The sequence below is a fragment of the Cupriavidus sp. USMAA2-4 genome (assembly GCF_001854305.1).
In the GTDB taxonomy this organism is placed as follows: domain Bacteria; phylum Pseudomonadota; class Gammaproteobacteria; order Burkholderiales; family Burkholderiaceae; genus Cupriavidus; species Cupriavidus malaysiensis.
Genome location: NZ_CP017748.1, coordinates 2,590,848 through 2,612,464, shown reverse-complemented (window position 1 = coordinate 2,612,464; position 21,617 = coordinate 2,590,848). Strand labels below are relative to the sequence as shown.

The following is a 21,617-nucleotide window of genomic DNA, read 5'->3' as shown; positions in this document are numbered from 1 at the left end:
CATGCAGCGCTGCCCGCTGCCCGCGTCTTCCGTGATCGGCCGGAGAGCGCGTGTGCAGGCTGCTGCACGGATTGAGGCGTCTATTGTGTGCGCCTGCTGCGTCGCAAAACATCCGGGTTTGCACTAATCATGAAACATGAACCACGTGTCATGTTCATGACGTCGGTGCGGCCCCTCCGAAGGACGGGATCGCCGCTCGCGCGCAGGCCGCGCACCGCCCTCGCTCAAGCCGTGCGGCGCCAGTCTTCGCGGATCATGTCACTGGCCCGTTCGGCGATCATGATGGTGGGCGAATTGGTGTTTCCCGAGGTGATCAGCGGCATCACCGAGGCGTCCACCACGCGCAAGCCGGCCACGCCGCGCACCCGCAGGCGCGGATCGACCACGGCCTGCTCATCGTCGGCACGGCCCATGCGGCAGGTACCGACCGGATGGAAGATAGTGGTGCCGATCTTGCCGGCCGCCTCGGCCAGCGCCTCGTCGCTCTCTGCGCCGGGACCCGGCAGCCACTCCTGCGGACGGAACGGCGCCAGCGCGGGCGAGGCCACGATGCGCCGCGTCAGGCGCAGCGAATCGGCCGCCACCTTGCGGTCCTCTTCCGTCGACAGGTAGCGCGGGGCGATGACCGGCGGCCGGCGGAAGTCAGCGGCCTCGATATGCACGCTGCCGCGCGAGCTCGGGCGCAGGTTGCACACGCTGGCGGTGAAGGCGTTGAAGCTGTGCAGCGGCTCGCCGAACTTGTCGAGCGAGAGCGGCTGCACGTGATATTCGAGATTGGGGCGCGCCTGGCCAGGATCGGAGCGCGCAAAGGCACCGAGCTGCGACGGCGCCATGCTCATCGGGCCGCTCTGGTTGACGACGTACTGCAGGCCGATGCCGAGCTTGCCCCACCAGTGCGCGACCTGTGTATTGAGCGTGCGTACGCCGTCCACCTTGACCACCGTGCGCAGCTGCAAGTGGTCCTGCAGGTTCTCGCCGACGCCCGGCAGCGCCTGGCGCACGGCGATGCCGAGCGCGCGCAGGCGTTCCGGCTGGCCGATGCCCGACAGTTCCAGCAGCTGCGGTGTATTGACCGCGCCCGCCGCCAGGATCACCTCGCGCGCGGCGCGGGCCTCGTGCTGCCGGCCGGCGCCGGTGAAGCGCACCCCGGTGCAGCGCTGCCCGTCGAAGGTCAGCTCACTGACCTGGGCACCGGTGATGATGGTCAGGTTGGGCCGATCCGAGGCACCACGCAGGAAGGCCTTCGAAGTGTTCCAGCGGATACCGCGGCGCTGGTTGACCTCGAAATAGCCGACGCCGAAGTTGTCGCCCCGGTTGAAATCGTCGGTGCGCGGAATGCCGGCCTGCTCGGCCGCGTCCATGAAGCGCTCCAGCACTTCCCAGCGCAGCCGCTGCCCTTCGACACGCCATTCACCGCCGGCGCCGTGGAATTCGCTGGCACCGCGATGGTGGTCTTCGCTGCGCTTGAACAACGGCAGCACCTGGTCCCAGCTCCAGCCTTCGTCGCCGCTCAGGCGCGCCCACGCGTCGTAGTCCTCGCGCTGCCCACGCATATAGATCATGCCGTTGATCGAGGACGAGCCGCCCAGCACGCGCCCGCGCGGATAGCCGAGCGAACGCCCGTCCAGCCCGGCCTCGGCCGCGGTGCGGTACAGCCAGTCGGTGCGCGGATTGCCGATGCAGTAGAGATAGCCCACCGGAATATGGATCCAGTGATAGTCGTCCTTGCCGCCGGCCTCCAGCAGCAGCACGTTGACATTGCTGTCCTGGCTCAGGCGGTTGGCCAGCACGCAGCCGGCCGAGCCGGCGCCGACGATGATGTAGTCGTAGGTCTCCATGTTTCCCTTGTCACGTCCTGTCGGTACGGCACCGGAGCGAGTTTGCATTTCCTCATGACCCTGGCGCGCTGCCGCGGTTCCCTGGCAGCGTGCCGTCGCGCGCAGACGGCTGGCATCCCGGCGGGCGACGGCAAGCGTCTCGCATTTGCGCACACCCGTCCAATGATTTATCGTCAAGCCCAATATAAGGATCGCAAAATATTGCAGCGCACTATCGGCTGCTCTCCGCCTGCTGTGGACCTCGTACAACTGCGCGCCTTCGTCGCTGTCGCGCGCGAAGGCAACCTGACCCGCGCCGCGCAGCGGCTGCACCTGACCCAGCCCGCCGTGAGCCTGCAGCTCAAGCACCTGCAGGCGGACTGGCAGCTCCGCCTGTTCCAGCGCACCGCTGCCGGCCTCGTGCTGAGCGCCGACGGCGCCGTGCTGCTGCCGCTGGCCGAACGCATCCTGGAGGCCGCGGGCGACCTGCAGCATACGGTCGGCGCGATGCACCACGCCGTGCGCGGCCAGCTCGCCATCGGCACCATCCTCGATCCCGAATTCACGCGCCTCGGCGTCACGCTGCGCGCCCTGGTCGAGCGCCATCCGCAGATCCGCACCGAACTGCGCCACGGCATGTCGGGCTGGGTGCTGCAGCAGGTACGCGCGGGCGCGCTCGATGCGGGCTTCTACCTCGGGCGTCCGCCCGAGAAGCTGTTCCATGCGCTGGCGCTGACGCCCTTCCGCTACTACGTGGTGGCGCCCAAGGGCTGGCGCGAACGCACCGCCCGGCGCTCCTGGGCGCAGCTTGCCGCGCTGCCGTGGATCTGGACGCCGCCCGAGTCGGCGCACAGCCGGCTGCTGAGCGCGCGCTTCGACAGCGTCGGCGCGGTGCCGGTCAAGGTGGCCCAGGTGGACCAGGAGGCGTCGATGCTGGACCTGGTGCGCTCGGGCGTGGGCCTGTCGCTGGTGCGCGACGCGATCGCACTGCGCGAATCGCACGCGCACGGCCTGGTGGTGCTGGAAGAAATGTCGGTGCAGACCGAGCTGACGCTGGTGACCCTGGCCGCGCGGCGCAACGAGCCGGCCATTGCCGCGCTGTTCGACCTCACCGCCGCGGTGTTCCAGCCCTGAGCCGGGCCATCGGGCAGCCCGGCGGCGTTCCGACGACGCTCAGGTGGCGCTCAGGTGGCGCTCAGGTGACGATCAGGCCGGCGGCGGCTGCAGCCGCTCGCGCAGCCAGCCGGTGAGCGCCGCCATCACTTCGCCGCGCAAGGGCTCGGCCTCGTTCAGCACTTCATGGAAGCCATGGTCGAACCAGGCCATGCGGCGCAGTTCGGGCGGCGCATGGTCGAAGAAGCGGCGGCTGCCCTCGGCATCGACCACGCGGTCGTCACCGCCGACCAGCATCAGCATCGGTGCTTCCAGCAGCGGCGCCTCGGCCTGCGCGCGCGGCATGCCGCGCAGGAAGACCTCCAGCATGCCGGCGGTGATGGTGGTCTGCACCAGCGGATCGGCACGGTAGGCGGCCACCACCGCCGCATCGTGCGAAAGCATGCGTGCATCGATCGGATTGGGAATGCGCAGGCGCGGCACCAGCGTCAGCAGCACCCGCTGCAGCGTCAGCGCGGCGCCGCCCAGCCGCAGCGCCAGCGCCGGCGAGGACAGCACCAGCGCTCGGAGCGGGCGCACGCGCTGGGTGGCGAACCGTGCCGCGACCAGGCCGCCCATGCTGTGGCCGAACAGGAAGGGCAGCTCGTGCCACTGCGCCGTGGCCACGTCGTAGATCTCGGCCAGGTCGTCGACGAAGACATCGGGACGGTCGGCCACCATGCGCGCGCCACCGCTGGCGCCGTGGCCTCGCTGGTCGTAGGCACGCACGCGCAGGCCGAGCCCGCACAAGACCTGCGCCACGTGCTGGTAGCGGCCGCTGTGCTCGGCCAGGCCGTGCACCAGCAGCACGCTGCCGAGGGCGGCGGGAAAGCGGCTTGCATCGGGTTCCCAGGTGCGCAGCAGCAGTTCGGTGCCGTCACGCATGCGCTGGTGGCTGCGCAGCGCCACGCAGGCCGCCGCGGCTTCGTCGGCGGCGGCGCCTTGCGGCGGCACGGTGCCCGCGTCGGTAGTCGATTGCTCCATCCCTCTCCTCTCCCCCCAAGAGTCAGCCACGCGTCCACCGCACGTCCACCACACGCCCAACCTGCGTCGGCGTACCACCTGCATAGCGCCGGCGAGCGGTCTCAGCCGCAGCACCCCGCCTGCCCGGCCCCGTCACGCTCCATGCCGCAGGCCATGTCGGCCAGGATCGGGCAGTCCGGGCGGTCGTCGCCGCTGCAGGCCTGCGCCAGCCGGTCCAGCGTGTCCCGCATCGACTGCAGTTCGGCGATGCGCTGGTCGAGTTCCGCCACATGCCTGAGCGTCAGCGCCTTGACGTCTGCGCTGGCCCGCGCGCGGTCGTGCCACAGCGACAGCAGGCCGCGGATCTCGTCCAGCGAGAAACCGAGGTTACGGGCACGCCGGACGAAACGCAAGGTATGGACCGCGCGTTCGTCGTAGCGGCGGTAGCCGCCGTCGCTGCGCGGCGCGGCATCGAGCAGGCCGATCGCTTCGTAGTGCCGGATCATCTTGGCGGAGACCCCCGAGGCCTGCGCCGCTTCGCCGATGTTCATGCTGCCTCCTGCGCGGGAGCGGACTGGCCGGCGGGAGCGGGCCGCGTGGCGGTGGGCGGCGCCGGGCGCCAGCGCCGCAGCAGCAGCGCGTTGCTGACCACGCTGACGCTGGAGAAGGCCATGGCCGCGCCGGCCAGCATGGGGTTGAGCAGGCCGGCCATCGCCAGCGGGATGCCGACCACGTTGTAGATGAACGCCCAGAACAGGTTCTGCCGGATCTTGCCCACGGTACGGTGCGAGATCGACAGCGCGTCGGCCACCAGCGACGGGTCGCCGCGCATCAGCGTGATGCCGGCCGCCTGCATGGCGACATCGGTACCGGTGGACATGGCGATGCCCACGCTGGCGGCCGCCAGCGCCGGCGCATCGTTGATGCCGTCGCCGACCATCGCCACCACGATGCCGTCGCGCCCGAGCGCGGCCACGCGCTCCGCCTTGTCCTGCGGCAGCACCTCCGCCTGCACCTCGTCCAGCCCCAGCGCGCGGCCCACCTGCGCGGCCGCGCCGCGGTTGTCGCCGGTCAGCATCACCGTGCGGATGCCGGCCGCGCGCAGCCGCGCGATCGCCGCCGGCGCGCCGGGCTTGATCTCGTCGCCGAAGCCCACCAGGCCGAGCACACGCGGCGGCTCGGCCTGCAGCAGCCACGAGACGGTGCGCCCCGCCGCGCGCAGCGCCTCGGCATCGGCCTCCAGCGCGCCGGCCGGCGCGCCCATCGCTGCACGCAGGCCTTCGCTGCCGAGCCGCAGCGCCACACCATCCACGCTGCCGGCCACGCCCTGCCCCGGCAGCGCGCGCAGTTCGTCGGCCGGCACCACGGCCAACCCGCGTGCCTGCGCCGCGGCCAGCACCGCATGGGCCAGCGGATGCTCGCTGCCGGCCTGCAGCGCGGCCAGCCGCGCCAGCAGCGCCGTCTCGGCCTGCGCGTCCTGCCCTGCGGCCGCGCGCAACGCCACCACACGCGGCCGGCCCACCGTCAGCGTGCCGGTCTTGTCGAAGGCCACCACCTTGACGCGGTGCGCCACTTCGAGCGCCTCGGCGTCCTTGATCAGGATGCCGGCGCGTGCGCCGGCCCCGGTGCCGGCCATGATCGCCGCCGGCGTCGCCAGTCCCAGCGCACACGGGCAGGCGATCACCATCACCGCCACGGCGTTGATCAGGCCCGCCTGCCAGTCACTGCCGACGAGGCCCCAGCCCAGCAGCGTCAGCAGCGCCAGCCCCAGCACCACCGGCACGAACACCGCGCTGACCTGGTCGACCAGGCGCTGGATCGGCGCCTTGGCGGCCTGGGCGTGCTCGACCATGCGGATGATGCGCGCCAGCACGGTCTCGGCACCGATCGCCTCGGTGCGCGCCACCAGCAAGCCCTCCTGGTTGATGGCGCCGCCGGTCAGGCGATCGCCGGGCTGCTTCGGCACCGGCAGGCTTTCGCCGGTCAGCATCGACTCGTCGGCATGGCTGCGGCCTTCGATCACCACCGCATCGACCGGGATGCGCTCGCCCGGACGCACCACCACCTCGTCGCCGACGCGCACGGCGGCGAGCGGCAAGGTACTCTCGACCCCATCACGGCGCACGCGCGCCGTATCGGGCCGCAGCGCCGCCAGCGCACGGATGGCGTCGGCGGTCTGGCGCTTGGCGCGCGCCTCCAGCCACTTGCCCAGCCGCACCAGCGTGATGACCACGGCGGCGCTCTCGAAGTACAGGTGCGGCATGGCATCGGCCGGCGCGGCCAGCATCTGCCACAGCGACAAGCCATAGGCCGCCGAGGTGCCCAGCGCGACCAGCAGGTCCATATTGCCGGTACCGGCCCGCACCGCCTTGGCGCCGGCCTTGTAGAAGCGCCAGCCGAACACGAACTGCACCGGCGTGGCCAGCAGCCATTGCACCGCGCCGGGCAGCATCCAGTGCACACCGAACCATTCGAGCACCATCGGCGCCACCAGCGGCAGCGACAGCGCGGCCGACAGCGCCACCGGCCAGGGACCGTCCCAGAAGGCCGGACGCGCCTCGCCCGCGGCCGGCCGGCCGCCGTGCGGCACGGCGCCATAGCCGGCCCGCGCCACCGCCTGCACCAGCGTGTCCGCATCGGCGGTGCCGCGCAGCACCGTCACGCTGGCGCGCTCGGTGGCCAAGTTGACCTGGGCCTCCAGCACGCCGGGCACGGCGCGCAATGCGCGCTCCACCCGGCCCACGCAGGAAGCGCAGCTCATCTCGCTGACGTCGAGCTCGATCTCCTCGTGCGGCACCGCATAACCGGCCTGCTCGACCGCGCGCGCGGCCGCCGGCAGCACGCTGCCGTCGTCGGCGTGCAAGGTGGCCTGCTCGGTCGCCAGATTGATGGCCACGTCGTGCACGCCGGGCACCTTGGCCAGCGCGTTCTCGACACGGCGCACGCAGGAGGCGCAGGTCATGCCTTCGATCGGCAGGCGCCATTCAGAGGGGGACAGGGAGGAAGAAGCGCTGGACATGATGGACCGTCGGTTCCGCTATGGGCGATGGACGTAGCATGGACGTTACCATGATGGGAAGGTCAAGGCTGGCGGACAGCCATGCGGCGCATGCAACGCTTGCGCTTCCCACGATGGGAAGGTCCAGACTAGCATCATCGCGATCCCATCATCCAGTCACCCTTTCATCCCTCCAGGAGAAATCAGATGATCCAGTTCCAGGTAGAAGGCATGTCCTGCGGCCATTGCGTCGGCGCCATCACGCGCGCGGTGCAGGCCGTCGATCCGGCCGCGCAGGTGTCGGCCGACGTGGCCGCCCAGGCCGTCCGCGTGGAAAGCCAGGCCGATGTGCTGGCGCTGCGCCAGGCCATCGAGACGGCCGGCTATCCGGTCAAGTCGGTGGCCTGATCCCACATCGCAGGCAAGAAAAAAAGCGCCCCGCGGGGCGCTTTTTCCGTTGCGTGGCGTCGGGCCGCGTCCGAAGACGGAAGTCAGAAGCGATAGCCGACGTTCAGGTAGGTCACGACCGGATCCAGCTTGATCTTGGTATGCGACACGATGGTCACCGGACCGCGCTGGGTGGTGAAGGTGGCGGTGGTCGACAGCGGCAAGTAGGACACGGAGAGACCCACGAACCACTTGTCGGTGATGGCGTAGTTGGCGCCGATGTTGAAGACCGGGTTCCACGACGACTTGGCGCTCGCGCTAATGGAAGCCCCGGGGCCGTAGGTGCCGGTCACGAAGGACTGGTTGGTCACCTGGGCAGCGGTGAACCACGTGTAGTTCACGCCGATGCCGACATAGGGGCGGAGCTTGGTGGTGGCATCGAAGAAGTGGTACTGCACCAGCACCGCCGGGCTCCACTGCCGCACCGAGCCGAGCTTGCCGTACTGGGCGAACGAGCCCTGGCCGGTGATGTCATGCTTGGGCGGGATGCCGGCGACGATCTCGCCCGCGATGTTGTCGGTAAAGAAATGCGTGAAGGCGAGGCCCAGCGTATCGGCCGACTCCACCTTGGCGCCGGTGCCTGGCTGGGGCTGGCCGAACGGCACGCCGTTGACGCTGTCCAGTGTGAGCGGATCCGCCGATCCCGTCGGCATGACCCGGAACCAGCCCAGGCTGACGATATTGCTACCCGCGGATTGTGCCTGCGCAGCACCGGCCAGCAGCATGGCAGCGCCCGCGATCAGCATCTTCTTGTACTGAAAACTCATTCCTCGCACTCCGTCTTCCGATTTCCGATTTCTTGTTCTGAATTTCTGCTGAATCCTGCTGAATTTCCGCGTTACCGCGAGCGTGCATTATCTCGTCAGAAATCGTATGACTGTTTCAAACGCTGCTAGGAATCATAGAAGAACTCACCTAAACCGAGGGTTAACCATCAAGAACTCCCCGGCTATCCGTACAGATGGATCCCAAACTGTGACTAATTTGCCACGGTCGAATCCGCCGCGTCCTGCTGGCTGGCGAGCACGCAGGCCGCGAGGTCCCACAGCGCATAACCGACGCTCTTGAAGACCAGCGGACTGCCGGCGCGCGCACGGATCGCCTCGGCCTCGAGGACCGCGCTTTCGAACGGCTGCACGCGCGCCCAGTCGACGCCGGCCTGCAGCAGGTCGCCGGCTTCTTCCTCGATGCCGAACAGGGTATCGGCCAGCAGCCGCCCGGCCTGCTGCGCCGCCAGGCAGAGGCGCGCGGGCAGCTCGCACATCTCGGGCCGGAAGGCCCCCACCGCGGCCACGAAATGATCATCGCGCCACAGGCCGCCATCGAGATCCGGCAGCACCGGGCTGAGGCTGGACGTCACCGTGACCACCATCGACACGCGCGGCAGCACCGTCGCCACCGCGTCCGCCACCTCGGCCTCGACACCCAGCGTGCGCGCGTGCGCCACCAGCGCCTGCGCCTTGTCCCGTGTGCGCGAGTGCACCCATACGCGCCGCACCGGCAGGCCGGCCACGAAGGCCTCGAGGTGCGTCAAGGCCTGCACGCCCGCGCCGACGATCAGCAGTTCGCCATCCGGGCGCGCGGCGAAGGACTGGGCTGCCAGCAGCGACACGGCCGCGGTGCGGCGGCCCGTGACGGTCGGGCCGTCCAGCAGGGCGATCCGCTCGCCGGTGCCGGCCCGCGCCACCACCACCTCGCCCAGGATATTGGGCAGGCCGCGGCGCGGGTTGTCCGGATGGACGGTGATGTTCTTGGTCATCACCAGCTCCGCATTGCAGGCGGGCATCACCAGCAGCGTGCCGGCGCCCGCCTCGGCGTCGCCCACCGGCAAGGCGATGCGGGGCGGCGCCTTGGCCGTGCCGGCGCGCAGTTCGGCCAGCATGGCGGCGATGGCGCGCGCCAGTGCGGGATATGGCAGGCGCGCCGCGGTGCTGGCGGCATCGAGAACGGCGAATGACATGACGGGCCTCGCGATGGCAGGAAAAGGAAGACAGGGAAAACGGCGGTCGCCAGGGTGATGCCGGCGCCGCGCGGGGTCGAGCCGCGATTATCGGCGATGCCGCACACAGGCTGCCAGCAGGCAGGCCGCCGCCGAAGCACGTTCAGCCGCCCGGCCGCCCGGCAGGCGCCGGCGTGCGCGCCACGGCCCCGCGCACCTCGACGCCGACGCGGTCGAGCACGCGCCCGTCGGCCGAGACCAGCTCGAACTGATGGCGCCCCGGCCAAGGCAGCCAGGCCACCTCGGCGCCACGCGCCAGCAGCTGGCCGTCCAGGCGCCAGCCAACCCCGCGCGCGGGCGCGCCGCCGGCTGCTTCCGCGCGCAGCCACACGCGCTGCGCGGCCGGCGGGATATCGGGATCCAGCGCGAAGATGGTGCCGTCGGCGGGGCTGGCGATGGCCGCCACGCCGGCATCGACCCCGACGCGCGCGCTCGCCGCCGGCCGGCCCCGCTGCTTCGGCCCGCCTGCGCCCCCATCGACGGCTTCACCAGCCGCGCCGGCGACGCGTACCCATGTCAGCGCCGTGCCTGCCAGGAACACCTCCTCGCGCGCCGGCTCGAGGTCGCCGTCGAAACGCAGCGCCACCCGCTGCACGCCGGCCGGGGGCGCTGGCGGCGCGCTCGGCAGGCTGCGGTGCAGGGTGTCCATCACCTCGTGCCAGACCGGCGCGGCACCCGACACGCCCGATACCTCGTGCATGCTCGCGCCGCTCGCATTGCCCACCCATACGCCCACCGTGTAGCGCTCGGACCAGCCGATGCACCAGTTGTCGCGCATGTCCTTGCTGGTGCCGGTCTTGACCGCGCTCCAGTAGCGCGTGGTCAGCGGGCTGTCGAGACCGAAGGTACGCGCGCGCGCATGGCGGTCGGACAGCACGTCGGCGACCACGTAGCTGGCCGCCGGCGACATCACCTGGCGCAGCTTGCCGGGAGCGGCCTCCAGGCGCATCCGCACCGGTCCGTAGCGGCCGCCGTTGGCCAGCGCGCGGTAGGCGTTGGTCAAGGCCAGCAGCGGCACGTCCGCGCTGCCCAGCGCCAGGCTGTAGCCGTAGTAGTCGCCGGCCTCGCTGAGCGGCAGGCCGAGCGCCACCAGGCGCTGGCGGAAGCGGTGCGGGCTCACCATCACCAGCGTGCGTACCGCCGGCACGTTCAGCGACGAGGCCAGCGCCGCGCGCATGCTGACCCAGCCGGCATAGCGGCGGTCGTAGTTCTGCGGCACGTAGAGGCCCCCGCCGGTGGGCAGGTTGACCGGGCGGTCGTCCAGCAGCGAGGCGGCGGTCAGCCGCTTCTCCTCGAGCGCCTGCTCGTAGAGGAAGGGTTTGAGGGTGGACCCCGCCTGGCGCAGCGCGGCGGCATGGTCGACCTGTGCCGCCGACGACAGCGCGCCGGAAGAACCCACATAGGCGAGCACGTCGCCGCTGGCGTTGTCGAGCACCACCACGGCGCCGTCCTCCACCTGCCGCCCCGCCAGCTCGCGCAGGTGACGCTGCAGGCTGGCCTGCGCCACGCGCTGCAGGCCGGCATCGGCGGTGGTGGCCAGGCGCGCCGGCAGCGCGGAGCGCGGCGCCACGGCGCGCGCCTGTGCCAGCGCGGCGCGCGCCAGGTGCGGTGCCAGCGCGGCACGCGCGGCCTTGTCATCCATACCGCCCATCCCGTCCATACCGTCCAGACTGGCCGCACCGGCCGGCGCCCGCGCACCGCGCAGCAACACCAGTTGGGCGAAGCCCTCCAGGCCGGCGCATTCCTGTGCCCGTCCCATCTCGCGCAGGATGCCGCAGGCGCGCTGCGCCACGCGCCGCGCCGGCGCATTCGGCGCGCGCACCAGCGCCACGGCCAGCGCCGACTCGCGCGCATCGAGCCCGCCCGGCACCTTGCCGAACAGCGCCTGCGACAGCGCCGCCACGCCCACCAGTTCGCCGCGCAGCGGCACCAGGTTGAGGTAGGCCTCGAGGATCTGCGCCTTGCTCCAGCCACGCTCCAGGGCGGCCGCGGCCGCGGCCTGGCCGAGCTTCTGCGCGAGGCTGCGCTGGCCTCCCGGGCGGCGCAGGTTGTCGTCGAGCAGGCCGGCCAGCTGCATGGTCAGCGTCGAGGCACCGCGTGTGCGCGTGTTCCACAGATTGGCCCAGACGGCGGCGGCCACGCCTTGCCAGTCGATGCCGCTGTGGGCGTAGAAGCGGCGGTCCTCGGACAGCACGATGGCATGGCGCATGGCCGGCGAGATCTCCTCCAGCGCGACCCAGTCGCCGCGGCGCGCCTGGAAGTCCTCGCGCACGCGCGCCAGCGTTTCGCCATGACGGTCGAGCACGACCACGTCGGCGCTGCGCCAGCCGGCCTTGACCGCGTCGAAGCCGGGCACCGCATGCGCCATCCGCGCCGCCAGCACGCCTGCCAGCAGGCAGGCGGCGGCCAGCGCGCGCCGCGGCGGCACCATCCGCTTCATCCGTCCCGCCCGGCGGTCACGCCCGCCACCAGCAGCACCTGCGCCGCCGCGTAGGTCCACCAGATACCGAGCTGGTAGCTGTCGAACGGGGAGAGGAAGCGCGCCATGCCGATCATCGCGTCCGACGCGGCGAAGCAGAGCGCGCCCAGCGCCGCCAGCGGCGTGGGCAGGCGCGCCACCAGCGCCGTGCACGCCATCGCCGCCAGCGCGCACACATAGACCGCGACCGGCACGGTCAGCGTGCCGAGGTTGGGCCAGAAGCGCCCCAGCAGCGTGCCCGCCGCGCCCACCACGAGGCCGCAGCCGACCAGGCGCGGCGCGCGCCAGTCGCCGGCCAGCGGCAGCAGCAGCACGATGTAGGCCAGGTGCGCCAGCAGGAAGGCGCCGAGGCCGCCGACGAAGTAGTGCGGCAGGCCCGGCAGGCACAGCAGGAAGTCGCCCAGCGCCGAGCACAGCAGCGCCGCCACCAGCCAGCGGCGCTCGCGGCGCGGCTGGTGGAACCAGGCCGCGCGCGCCAGCATCAGCGCCATGGCGGTCTTCCAGGCCGGCTGCAGCGCGATCTGGCCGGCCAGCGGCGCGCCCTCCGGCAGTTCCATCGCGGCGCTGACCAGCAGGCCGCCGTAGATCACCCCGGCCAGCGCACCGGCCATCCACCATTCGCGCACGCGCGCGGGTATTCTCATCGCCAGCCAGCTCACGGCCGTTCCCCCACCAGCAGTTTGGCGTTCGGCACCGCGCCGAACACATCGGGTGCATACATGGCTTCGACGCGCGTCGGCGGCAGGGCGAACTCACCTGCGTTGTTCAGCCGCACCGTGTACTCCACCGAAGCCGTCCCCTTCGGCACATAGGCGTAGTACTCACGGTAGGCCTGCGGCGTACGCTCGGTAAAGGCCGGCCAGGCGCCGCGGCGCTGCTCGCCCCGTGTGGCGACCTCCGAGTCCCGCCCCAGGCCGCTGCCGAGGATGGTGGCGCCCGCCGGCAGCGGGTCGCTGACCACCACCCAGCTCATGTCTGCCTGCGCATCGAACTCCAGCTTGACCCGGTACACGTCGCCGCGCGACCACTTGCCGGGCACCGCCTGCTCCACTGCCGTGAGCGTGCGGCGGATACGGTAGCCCGCCGCGAGCGGCTCGCGCAGCGGCACCGCCGCCAGCGCGCGCACCGTCGCCCATGGCCGGCCGCCGCCGCCATGCTCGAGGCGCAGCGTGGCGGGCACCCCGTCGGCCGCCGCCGCCGGCCACGGCAACATCACGCTGCCGCGCGCCAAGTCCTGGCCCTCGCCACGCGTGGCGCGCGCCCAGTCGAAGCTGCGCCCGGCCTCACCGCCGCCGTCCAGCGCGATGCGGGTGCTGCCCGTCACCGCACCGTGCTCGAAAGCCTGCGCGAAGCGCGCGATGGCCAGCGTGCCCCAGGCGTTGGCGGTGGTGGTGTCCCAGGCGCCGCGTACCTGCCGCCCCAGCAGGCCGGCCGCGAGACGCGGCGCGTCGTCCTTCCAGCCTGGCAGCTCGGTGGCCAGCGCGAGCAGCCGCGCGGCATTGCTGTCGGCGCCCTGCATCAGCCACCACAGGTGGTCGCCCGACTCGGTCGAGAACGCCAGCCGCGTGCCCTGCACCGTGAGGCGCGCGCGCAGCAGTTGCTGCGCCTGCTCGAGCCGCGCCGCGCGCTGCGGGATGTCGGGCAGGCGCGTGAGCACCGCGATCCAGTCGAGCAGCGCCGAGGTCGGCCACTGCGCGGGCTGGAGCTGGATCGAATCGAGCATGCGCGGCTGCGCGTGGCCGCTGCGCGAGAGCGCCTCGACGGCGGCCAGCTTGCGCAGCTCCAGGTCCTGCGTCGGGGCCCAGCGCTGGCGCTGGATGCGTCCTTCGACGAAGGCGGCCAGGCCGCGCTCCATCTGCTCGCGCTGCGCCTGCGGCAAGCGCAGCGGCAAGCCGGCGCGCGCCGCCTCGTCGGCGATCGACAGCAGGTAGGCGCTCAGCACTTCGCTGCCGCTCTCGCCGTCGTCGCGCAGGGGGAAGTAGGCGGCCAGCCCGTCGCGGTCGAGATAGGTCGGCAACTGCGCCATCAGCGCATTCCACGCCGCCGCATCGCCCAGCCCGATCGCCTGCGAGGCACGCTGCTCCAGGCAGCTGAAGGGATAGGCGCGGAACCACTCGCGCACGCCGGGCATGCCGCCCGCCAGCGACGACTGCAGCGCCACCTGCAGGCCGCCGCGCGGCCGCTGGCTGCCCGGCTCGGCGAGCGCGCCGGCCGGCGCGCGCACCGGCACGGACAGGCTCGGCGCAAGCTGGCCCAGGGTGGCCTGCTGCACGGTGACCGGCACCGCCGGCACCACCTGCTGTGACAACTTGATGCGATCGGCGGCGCCGCCACCGCCCTGTTCGCCGGCCTGTACCTCCCACTGCAGGCTGGCGCTGCGCGTATCGGCCAGGAAGTCGGGCGCCGTCACCTGCCAGCCGATCTCCTGCGCGGCGCCGGCGGCCAGCCGCACCGTCTGCGGCGGCAGCGCCTGCTGCTGGCCCGCCAGGCTGGTGCGCGCCGTGGCCACCACCGTCATCGCGCGTGCGGTGGTATTGCGCAGCGTGAACATGGCGCGGTAGCGGTCGCCTTCGCGCACCAGCTGCGGCAGGCCGGCGATCAGCTGCAGGTCCTGCGTGGCCGCGATGGTGGCGCTGCCGCTGCCGAAGCGGCCCACGCCCTGGTCGGCCACGGCGACGACGCGGAAGCGCGTCAGCGAGTCGTTCAGCGGCACCGTCAGCGTGGCCTTGCCGGCGCTGTCGAGCGTCACGCGCGGGTTCCACAGCAGCAGGGTGTCGAACAGCTCGCGCGTCGGGCTCTTGCCGCCGCCGCCGCCCGCCGGCACCGCCTTGCGGCCATAGTGGCGGCGGCCGATGATCTCCATCTGCGCGGTGGCGGTCTCCACGCCGTAGCCGCGCCGCTGCAGCATGGCGTCGAGAACGTCCCAGCTGCGGTTGGGCATCAGCTCCAGCAGTGCCTCGTCGACCGCGGCGAGCGCCACCTCGCCGCCGGCGGCGGGACGGCCGTCGGGCAGCGTGACCTGTACCGTCACCTGCGCCTTGCCGCGCACCGGGTAGCTGGCCCGGTCGGTGCTGACCTTGACGTCGAGCCGGTGCGCCTCGCTGCCGACGCGGATCTCGGCCAGGCCCAGGCGGAAGGCCGGCTTGGACAGGTCCACCAGCGGCGTCGGCGCGCTCCACGCGCCGCCCTCGTCGCGGAAGGCGCGCCACCATTCGAGCGGCTGGCGCCAGCCCCAGGTGAAGAAGGAATACCAGGGAACCTCGCGCAGGCGGCCGCGCACGGCGAGCACCGAGACGTAGACATTGGGCCCCCACTCGGGCTTGACCTTGAGCCGCACGGTCGGGTCCTTGCCGTCGAGCTCGACCACGCTGGTCTGCAGCACGCCCTCGCGTTCCACCGAGACCAGCGCGGTGGCGTGGCGGAACGGCATGCGCGCCTGGAACACGGCGGTTTCGCCGGCTGCGTAGGACTTCTTCTCGGGCAGCAGGTCGATGCGGTCATGGTCTTCGCCGCCGAACCACAGCTCGCCCTGGCGCGTCACCCACACCGTGGTGGCTGCACGCGAACTGCGTCCGGCATTGTCGCGCGCGCTGGCCACCAGCTCGATCTGGCCGGCCTGCGCCAGCGCCACCTCGCAGCGTACCCGCCCCTGCGCATCGCTGCGGCCCTCGCACACGGTGCCGAGATCGCGGCTTTCGCTGCTGTTGTCGTAGCGGTAGAAGCCGCCCACCACGCGCTTGCGCGCCGAGGTGACGATGCGCGCGTGGGCCTGGACCTGCACCGGCACGCCGGCCTGCGGCCTGCCGGCGGTATCGAGCACCAGGCCATGCACCACGATCTTCTGCTTGACCGAAGCCCAGCCCTCGGTGCGGATGCCCGCCACCACCGCGGCCGGCCACAGCGGCACGGTCTGGCGCAGCGTCTGCAGCTCGCCGTTGGGATCGGCGAAGCCCGCTTCCAGCAGCAGGTCGCGCGGCGCATCCAGCGCCGGCAGCTTGCGCACCGTGACCTTGCCGGCACCGCTCTTGTCCAGCGCCAGCGGCAGCTTGTCGGCCACCAGCTTCTGGCCGTCGTCGCGCGGCGCGGATTCGCCCTCCTCCACGTCCTCGTCGCCGCCCGCCGACTCCTGGCGCGCGCGCGGCGCGGCGAAGGAGTAGTCATCGTAGTCGGGGAAGAACACCGCCTTGTCGCGCAGCAGCGCCGACACGCGTACCGGCAGGCCGGCGGCGGCACCGCCGGCGACATAGTGGACCTCGACGTCGACCGGCAGCTCGGCCGGCGCCACCACCGGCGCGGCCGTGCCCGCCTTCAGCGTGCCGGCCAGCACCGGCAGGCGGAAGGCCTCGACGCGGAAGCTGCCGCTGGAGAGGCTGTCTTCCTGCGCCTGCTGGCCTTCGCCACGGCGCGTCACCAGTTCCACGTCGTAGCTGCCGAGCTTGGCCTCGGGCGGGATCTGGAAGCTGCTTTCGGCGCTGCGCCCGCCGCTGGCGGTGGCGCGCCACTGCAGCGGCAGTTCGTAGGTCTGGTCGCTGCCGACGTGGCGCATCACCACCTTGGCCGGCAGCGCCTGGCCCGCGCCCGGCAGGCCGAAGCCCTGCGCGGTCTCGATGCGGATCAGGTGCTTCATCGACACGGTCTCGCCGACGCGCAGCAGGGTGCGGTCGAAGATGGTGTGCGCGCGCACGGTCGGCGCGGCGCTGGTATCGGTCGGCACGTTGAAGCGCCAGCTCTCGATGCCGCGGTTCCAGTCGGACATGACGAAGGCCATGTCGGCCTGGCCGCGCGCCTGCGGATGATCGGCGCCGATGCGCGCCGAGACGAAGTAGCCCGACAGGCCGGTGTCGTCGCACTGGCGCTCGCGCACGTCGTCGAAGGCGGCGAAGCGCGCCACCCCGTCCGCGCCGCTGCGGCCCTGCGCCAGCAGCCGGCCGCTGCAGTCGCGCAGCGCCAGCACCGCGTCGGCCACCGGCTTGCCATCGTCGAGCGCGGTCACCCAGGCCAGGCCGCTCAGCCTGCCGGCGCCATCGCCGCGCGCCAGCTTGAAATGCACGCCCAGGTTGGTCACCAGCACGGCGGTGCGCACGTACATCGGCGCGGAGCGGCCCAGCAGCGCCTCGCCCAGTGCCGGCGAGGCTACCTCGACCACATGGAAGCCCGCTTCGGGCAGCGGTACGCCGACCACTTCGAAGGGCCGCTTGTCCTTGCCGTCCCCCAGCGGCAGCGCCAGCTGGCGCGCACCCGGCGCGCGCGCCAGCAGCGACACGCTGCGCGTCTCGATCTGCGGCGCGTTGCGCGGGTTGGCGACGGCCGACGGCGAGCGCCCTGCCAGGATGGCGTCGAGCTCGCCGCGCGTCCAGCTGGACTCGTGCAGGCGGCGCACCAGGCCCAGCCAGCGCAGCACCGCGCCATCCTCGTCGACCTTGAGCCGGCTCAGGGTGCCGGCCTGCGCGCGCAGGCCCTTGAGCGCGAGATCGGCCTCGACATTGCGCACGGTCAGCGGCAGCAGCGGCGGGTAGTCGGCCGGGGCCTTGCCCTTGGGCACTTCGCCGAAGCGCTCCACCACGCCGAATGGCGCCGCGGCGAACTTGGCCAGCGGCGGCATGGCGGCGGTCTCGACCCTGAGCGGGAACAGGTCGGCATTGGACAGCGCGCGCCCGCTCTCGTCGCGCAGCTCGCGCGGCACCTCGAGGGTCAGGCTGGCGCGCTCGGGCAGCAGCGCGGGGAAGCTCAGCCGGCTCACGCTCGCGCCGGGCGCGAGGTCGGCGTCGAACTGCGGCGCGCGCGGGCCGGACGGCGTCTTCAGCACGATGTGCTCGGCCGCCTTGCGCGGCACCGGGGCCGAGAAGCTGAGCGTGAGCGGGCGCAGCGGTGTGCAAGGCGCCTGGGCCCGTTCGCGTTCGCAGCTGAAACCGGCCGTGAAGGGCTCGCGCACGGTGTAGTCGAAGCGGCGATCCTCGCGCGTGGCCACGCCGCCGGGCGTGGCGATGCCGGCACCCAGCACCAGTTGCATGCGCGCACCGGAAGGCAGGCGCTGCTGGCAGGCCAGCAGGTGCACGGTGCCGTCGGCCTGCGCATAGCGCTTCCAGCGGATCGCGTCGAGCACGGCATCGCGCTCCTTGCCCTCCAGCAGCCGCACCGGGATGCGCTCGCCCAGCCCCTGTGCCTGGCACCAGGCATGCTCGCGCAGCGAGGCGGCGGAGGCGGCACCGTTGAAGCGCAGCGCGAAGACCTGGTCTTCCTCGATCTCGCCACCTGCCGGCCGGCTCGACAACACCGCCGGGCCGCCGGTCTCGAAGCGGTATTCGCGCTTGCCGGAGAAAGCCTTGCCGGCGACGCTGGCGAGGCCGGCAGCGATGCGCACGGTGCAGTGCACGCCCGGCGCCAGGTCCTGGGGGAAATCGAACACCCAGTTGCGCGCATCGACCCAGCGCGGCTGGCCGCCGGCGTCGGCACCACCGCTGCACGACACGCTGGCGGGCGCGGCCGCCTGCAGGTCGCCCAGCGGCACCATATCTTCGTCGAAACGGATCGCCACCTGGCGCACCTGCGGCACCACCCCCTCGGGAGACAGGCGCGCCACCTGGGCCGCCTGCACCGGGCCGGCGAGCGGCCCCGCCAGCGCCGCCGCCAACAGCAGGGCGAGCGCCGCGCCGGCTTCCCGGCACTGCCGGCCGGCTCCGTGGACGGCCCGACGGACAGCCCGAGCGATGTTCTCCCGCATCTGTGCCTTCTCCCCTGTTGGCATGCGGCGAGGGTGACATGCAGCCGCGGCGAGCGCAAGCCCGTGGCGCATACGCCACGTCGCACTTCAGCGCAGTTGCGACAGCGGCAGCGGCCCGTCCTGCTTCAGCGCGGTCAGCACGATGTTCGAGCGCACGCTCTCCACCCCGGTCACGCGCATCAGCTTCTTCATGGTGAATTCGGCCAGCGTGGGCAGGTCGGCCACCACCACGCGCAGCAGGTAGTCGGCCTCGCCCGCCACCGAGTAGCACTCCTGCACCTCCTCCAGCAGCAGGATGTCCTCGCGGAAGCGCTCGATGATGGCATCGCCGTGGTGGGCCAGCTTGACGCTGACGAAGACCAGGACACCCAGGCCCAGCTTCGCCGGCGCCAGGGCCACCCGGTAGCCGGTGATGACGCCGTCGGCCTCCAGGCGGGCCAGGCGCCGTCCGACCTGGCTGGGCGACAGGTGTACGCGCTCGGCCAGCTGCTGGTGGGTGGAGCGGCCGTCGGCCTGCAGCGCGGCCAGCAGGGCGAGGTCGTAGGGATCGAGCGAAACCATGGCGAAGGGCTCCCGAGGCAGGGCCGGCGGTGCAATGCGGGATTTCCGCATCATTATCTTGTAGTGCGCATATTACGCGCACCACAAAGCGATTCCAAGCCGAATTTGCGGGCAAATTTCGCGGGTGGATGGCTAGACTTTGCAGATAATCCGCAGCGGATACCCGATCGCCGCTGCCCATGCGCGCGACGCCGCGCGGAGACACACCGTATGGACATGCAAAGCACCGCCGCCAGCCAGGCCGGCACCCCCGCCGGCTTCCAGGGCACCCTGACCGACAAGCTCAAGGAACAGTTCGACGCCGGCCTGTTGTCGGGCCAGGAACTGCGCCCCGACTTCACCATCGCCCAGCCGGTGCACCGCTATACCGAGAGCGACCACGCGGTGTGGCGCAAGCTCTACGAGCGCCAGGCCTCGATGCTGCGCGGCCGGGTCTGCGACGAGTTCCTGCAAGGCCTGTCGACCCTGGGCATGGGCAAGGACCGCGTGCCCGACTTCGAGCAGCTCAACGAGACGCTGATGCACGCCACCGGCTGGCAGGTGGTGGCGGTGCCCGGCCTGGTGCCGGACCACGTCTTCTTCGAACACCTGGCCAACCGCCGCTTCCCCGCCAGCTGGTGGATGCGCAAGCCCGAGCAGCTCGACTACCTGCAGGAGCCCGACTGCTTCCACGACGTCTTCGGCCACGTGCCGCTGCTGATCAACCCGGTCTTCGCCGACTACATGGAAGCCTACGGCAAGGGCGGCCTCAAGGCGGCCTCGCTGAACGCGCTCGACATGCTGGCGCGCCTGTACTGGTACACGGTGGAGTTCGGCCTGATCCGCACCGACGCGGGCCTGCGCATCTACGGCGCCGGCATCCTGTCCAGCCAGGGCGAGTCCCTCTACAGCCTGGACTCGGCCAGCCCCAACCGCATCGGCTTCGATGTGCGGCGCATCATGCGCACGCGCTACCGCATCGACACCTTCCAGAAGACCTACTTCGTCATCGACAGCTTCGAACAGCTGTTCGACGCCACCCGTCCCGACTTCGCGCCGCTCTACGAGTCGCTGCGCGCGCTGCCCACGCTGGGCGCGGGCGATGTGGCCGAAGGCGACCTCGTGCTCAATGCCGGCACCCGCGAGGGCTGGAGCGACAGCGACGACGTTTGAGCCGGCGGGGCCCGGCCCCTTGCCTCACTTTGTGAAACAATGCCGGCATGCGCCCGGGTGCCGCCACGGCGGCGCGCGGACGGGCCGGCATGCCCCGTTCCGCCCCTGACGCGATCGCTGCGCGCCTCATCGCGCAGCGCAGCCGTGTCGCCCCTTGTGTCGCCCTTCCCCGATCGAGATCGCTATGACCACCCTGACCGCCCTCTCCCAGCAGGAACGCGCCCCGCTGCTGGCCACGCTGCCCGGCTGGACCGCCGTGCCTGACCGCGACGCCATCCGCAAGCTATTCACCTTCGCCGACTTCAACGCCGCCTTCGCCTTCATGACGCGCGTGGCGCTGGCCGCCGAGAAGGCCGACCACCACCCGGAGTGGTTCAACGTCTACAACCGGGTCGACATCACCCTGTCCACCCATGACGCCAACGGCCTGACCATGCGCGATATCAACCTGGCCCGCTTCATCGAGCAGGCCGCGGCCTCGCTGGGCCAGCGCTGAGCGCTGCCGCGCCGCCGGCGGGGGCGCGGGGGAATTCGCGGCGGGCCGGGCCGGCGCCCTGTACAATCTGCAGCCAGCAGCCGTATCCATCCCCTTTCCCGCTTTTCCCCCTGCCGTTATGCGTATCCTGCTGATCGAGGACGACCGCCAGATCGCCAGTGGCGTCGAAGCCGGCCTGTCCCAGGCCGGCCACCAGGTGCGCGTGGTGCACGATGGCGTCTATGCCACCGAACACCTGATGCGCGAACAGCATGACCTGGTCATCCTGGACCTGGGCCTGCCCGGCATCGACGGCATGACCCTGCTGGCGCGCTACCGCGCCCGCAACCGCACCACCCCCGTCATCATCCTGACCGCGCGCGACGAGCTGGAAGACAAGCTGTCCGGCCTCAACGCCGGCGCCGACGACTACCTGGTCAAGCCCTTCGCGCTGCCCGAACTGGAAGCGCGCGTGCGCGTGCTGCTGCGCCGCAGCCAGCACGGCGAAGCCGCGCCCGAGCGCGACGTGCGCCTGGGCAGCCTGCGCCTGTCGGGCAACGACCGCCGCATGTTCATCGACGGCAAGCCGCTGGAACTGTCGCCGCGCGAGTTCGCCGTGCTGGAACTGCTGCTGCAGCGCCAGGGGCGCGTGGTCAGCAAGGCGCAGCTGCAGGACCACCTGGCCACCTTCGCCCATCCCGCCGGCGAAGGCGGCGATACGGTGGGCGACACCGCCATCGAAGTCTATGTGCACCGCGTGCGCAAGAAGCTCGAGGAAAGCGACGTGGAGATCGTCACCGTGCGCGGCTTCGGCTACCTGCTGCAGATCCGCGCGGGCCAGTAAGCGCCCCGC

The 21,617-nt window shown here is 71.8% G+C and carries 15 protein-coding genes; 5 read left to right on the top strand and 10 right to left on the bottom strand.

Features of this window, described 5'->3' with window-relative positions:
* Positions 1–224 precede the first annotated feature (224 nt).
* A complete protein-coding gene (locus BKK79_RS11410; RefSeq protein ID WP_071037738.1) occupies positions 225–1,838 on the bottom strand; it encodes a GMC family oxidoreductase in 1,614 nt (537 codons plus the stop codon).
* A gap of 234 nt (positions 1,839–2,072) precedes the next feature.
* On the opposite strand from BKK79_RS11410, the gene BKK79_RS11405 reads away from it, so the two are divergent.
* A complete protein-coding gene (locus BKK79_RS11405; protein WP_071010430.1) occupies positions 2,073–2,951 on the top strand; it encodes a LysR family transcriptional regulator in 879 nt (292 codons plus the stop codon).
* 72 nt (positions 2,952–3,023) lie between these two features.
* On the opposite strand, the gene BKK79_RS11400 is transcribed toward BKK79_RS11405, so the two are convergent.
* From BKK79_RS11400 to BKK79_RS11390, 3 genes are all read right to left on the bottom strand, one after another.
* Positions 3,024–3,953 carry an alpha/beta hydrolase gene (locus BKK79_RS11400; protein ID WP_071037737.1) on the bottom strand — a complete coding sequence of 310 codons (930 nt, stop codon included), beginning with the start codon at positions 3,951–3,953 and terminating at the stop codon, positions 3,024–3,026.
* Positions 3,954–4,054: 101 nt separating this feature from the next.
* The gene (gene cueR / locus BKK79_RS11395; protein WP_071010432.1) at positions 4,055–4,483 is read right to left on the bottom strand and encodes a Cu(I)-responsive transcriptional regulator; all 429 of its coding nucleotides are present in this window, start codon (positions 4,481–4,483) and stop codon (positions 4,055–4,057) included.
* Complete coding sequence (locus BKK79_RS11390) at positions 4,480–6,951, bottom strand: heavy metal translocating P-type ATPase (RefSeq protein WP_071037736.1); 2,472 nt, start codon at positions 6,949–6,951, stop codon at positions 4,480–4,482. The genes cueR and BKK79_RS11390 overlap by 4 nt, the downstream gene beginning before the upstream one ends.
* Before the next feature lie 186 nt (positions 6,952–7,137).
* Between BKK79_RS11390 and BKK79_RS11385 the strand changes: the two genes are divergently transcribed.
* Positions 7,138–7,338 (top strand): heavy-metal-associated domain-containing protein, encoded by a 201-nt coding sequence (locus BKK79_RS11385; protein WP_071010434.1) that lies wholly within the window; start codon positions 7,138–7,140, stop codon positions 7,336–7,338.
* Between the two features lie 83 nt (positions 7,339–7,421).
* Here BKK79_RS11385 and BKK79_RS11380 read toward each other — a convergent pair whose 3' ends face one another.
* The 6 genes from BKK79_RS11380 to BKK79_RS11355 all read right to left on the bottom strand — a co-directional run bounded on the left by BKK79_RS11380 (position 7,422) and on the right by BKK79_RS11355 (position 19,137).
* Positions 7,422–8,144, bottom strand: a complete 723-nt coding sequence (locus tag BKK79_RS11380; protein ID WP_071010435.1) for an OmpW/AlkL family protein — start codon at positions 8,142–8,144, stop codon at positions 7,422–7,424.
* 212 nt (positions 8,145–8,356) lie between these two features.
* The gene (locus BKK79_RS11375; RefSeq protein ID WP_071037735.1) at positions 8,357–9,337 is read right to left on the bottom strand and encodes a delta(1)-pyrroline-2-carboxylate reductase family protein; all 981 of its coding nucleotides are present in this window, start codon (positions 9,335–9,337) and stop codon (positions 8,357–8,359) included.
* A gap of 142 nt (positions 9,338–9,479) precedes the next feature.
* Entirely contained in the window at positions 9,480–11,816 is a 2,337-nt protein-coding gene (gene pbpC, locus BKK79_RS11370) for a penicillin-binding protein 1C (protein WP_071037734.1), read from the bottom strand.
* On the bottom strand, positions 11,813–12,514 hold the full coding sequence (locus BKK79_RS11365; protein ID WP_071010438.1) for a lysoplasmalogenase: 702 nt from the start codon (positions 12,512–12,514) through the stop codon (positions 11,813–11,815). The genes pbpC and BKK79_RS11365 overlap by 4 nt, the downstream gene beginning before the upstream one ends.
* Positions 12,511–18,576: an MG2 domain-containing protein gene (locus BKK79_RS11360; RefSeq protein ID WP_071037733.1), complete on the bottom strand. Its 6,066-nt coding sequence runs from the start codon at positions 18,574–18,576 to the stop codon at positions 12,511–12,513. The genes BKK79_RS11365 and BKK79_RS11360 overlap by 4 nt, the downstream gene beginning before the upstream one ends.
* Before the next feature lie 87 nt (positions 18,577–18,663).
* Positions 18,664–19,137 (bottom strand): Lrp/AsnC family transcriptional regulator, encoded by a 474-nt coding sequence (locus BKK79_RS11355; protein ID WP_071010440.1) that lies wholly within the window; start codon positions 19,135–19,137, stop codon positions 18,664–18,666.
* A 216-nt stretch (positions 19,138–19,353) separates the two neighbouring features.
* On the opposite strand from BKK79_RS11355, the gene phhA reads away from it, so the two are divergent.
* The 3 genes from phhA to BKK79_RS11340 all read left to right on the top strand — a co-directional run bounded on the left by phhA (position 19,354) and on the right by BKK79_RS11340 (position 21,608).
* Positions 19,354–20,289, top strand: a complete 936-nt coding sequence (gene phhA / locus BKK79_RS11350; protein ID WP_083384178.1) for a phenylalanine 4-monooxygenase — start codon at positions 19,354–19,356, stop codon at positions 20,287–20,289.
* Between the two features lie 193 nt (positions 20,290–20,482).
* Positions 20,483–20,785: a 4a-hydroxytetrahydrobiopterin dehydratase gene (locus BKK79_RS11345; RefSeq protein WP_231908010.1), complete on the top strand. Its 303-nt coding sequence runs from the start codon at positions 20,483–20,485 to the stop codon at positions 20,783–20,785.
* Positions 20,786–20,903: 118 nt separating this feature from the next.
* Complete coding sequence (locus tag BKK79_RS11340) at positions 20,904–21,608, top strand: response regulator transcription factor (protein ID WP_071010443.1); 705 nt, start codon at positions 20,904–20,906, stop codon at positions 21,606–21,608.
* The last annotated feature ends 9 nt before the right edge of the window (positions 21,609–21,617 follow it).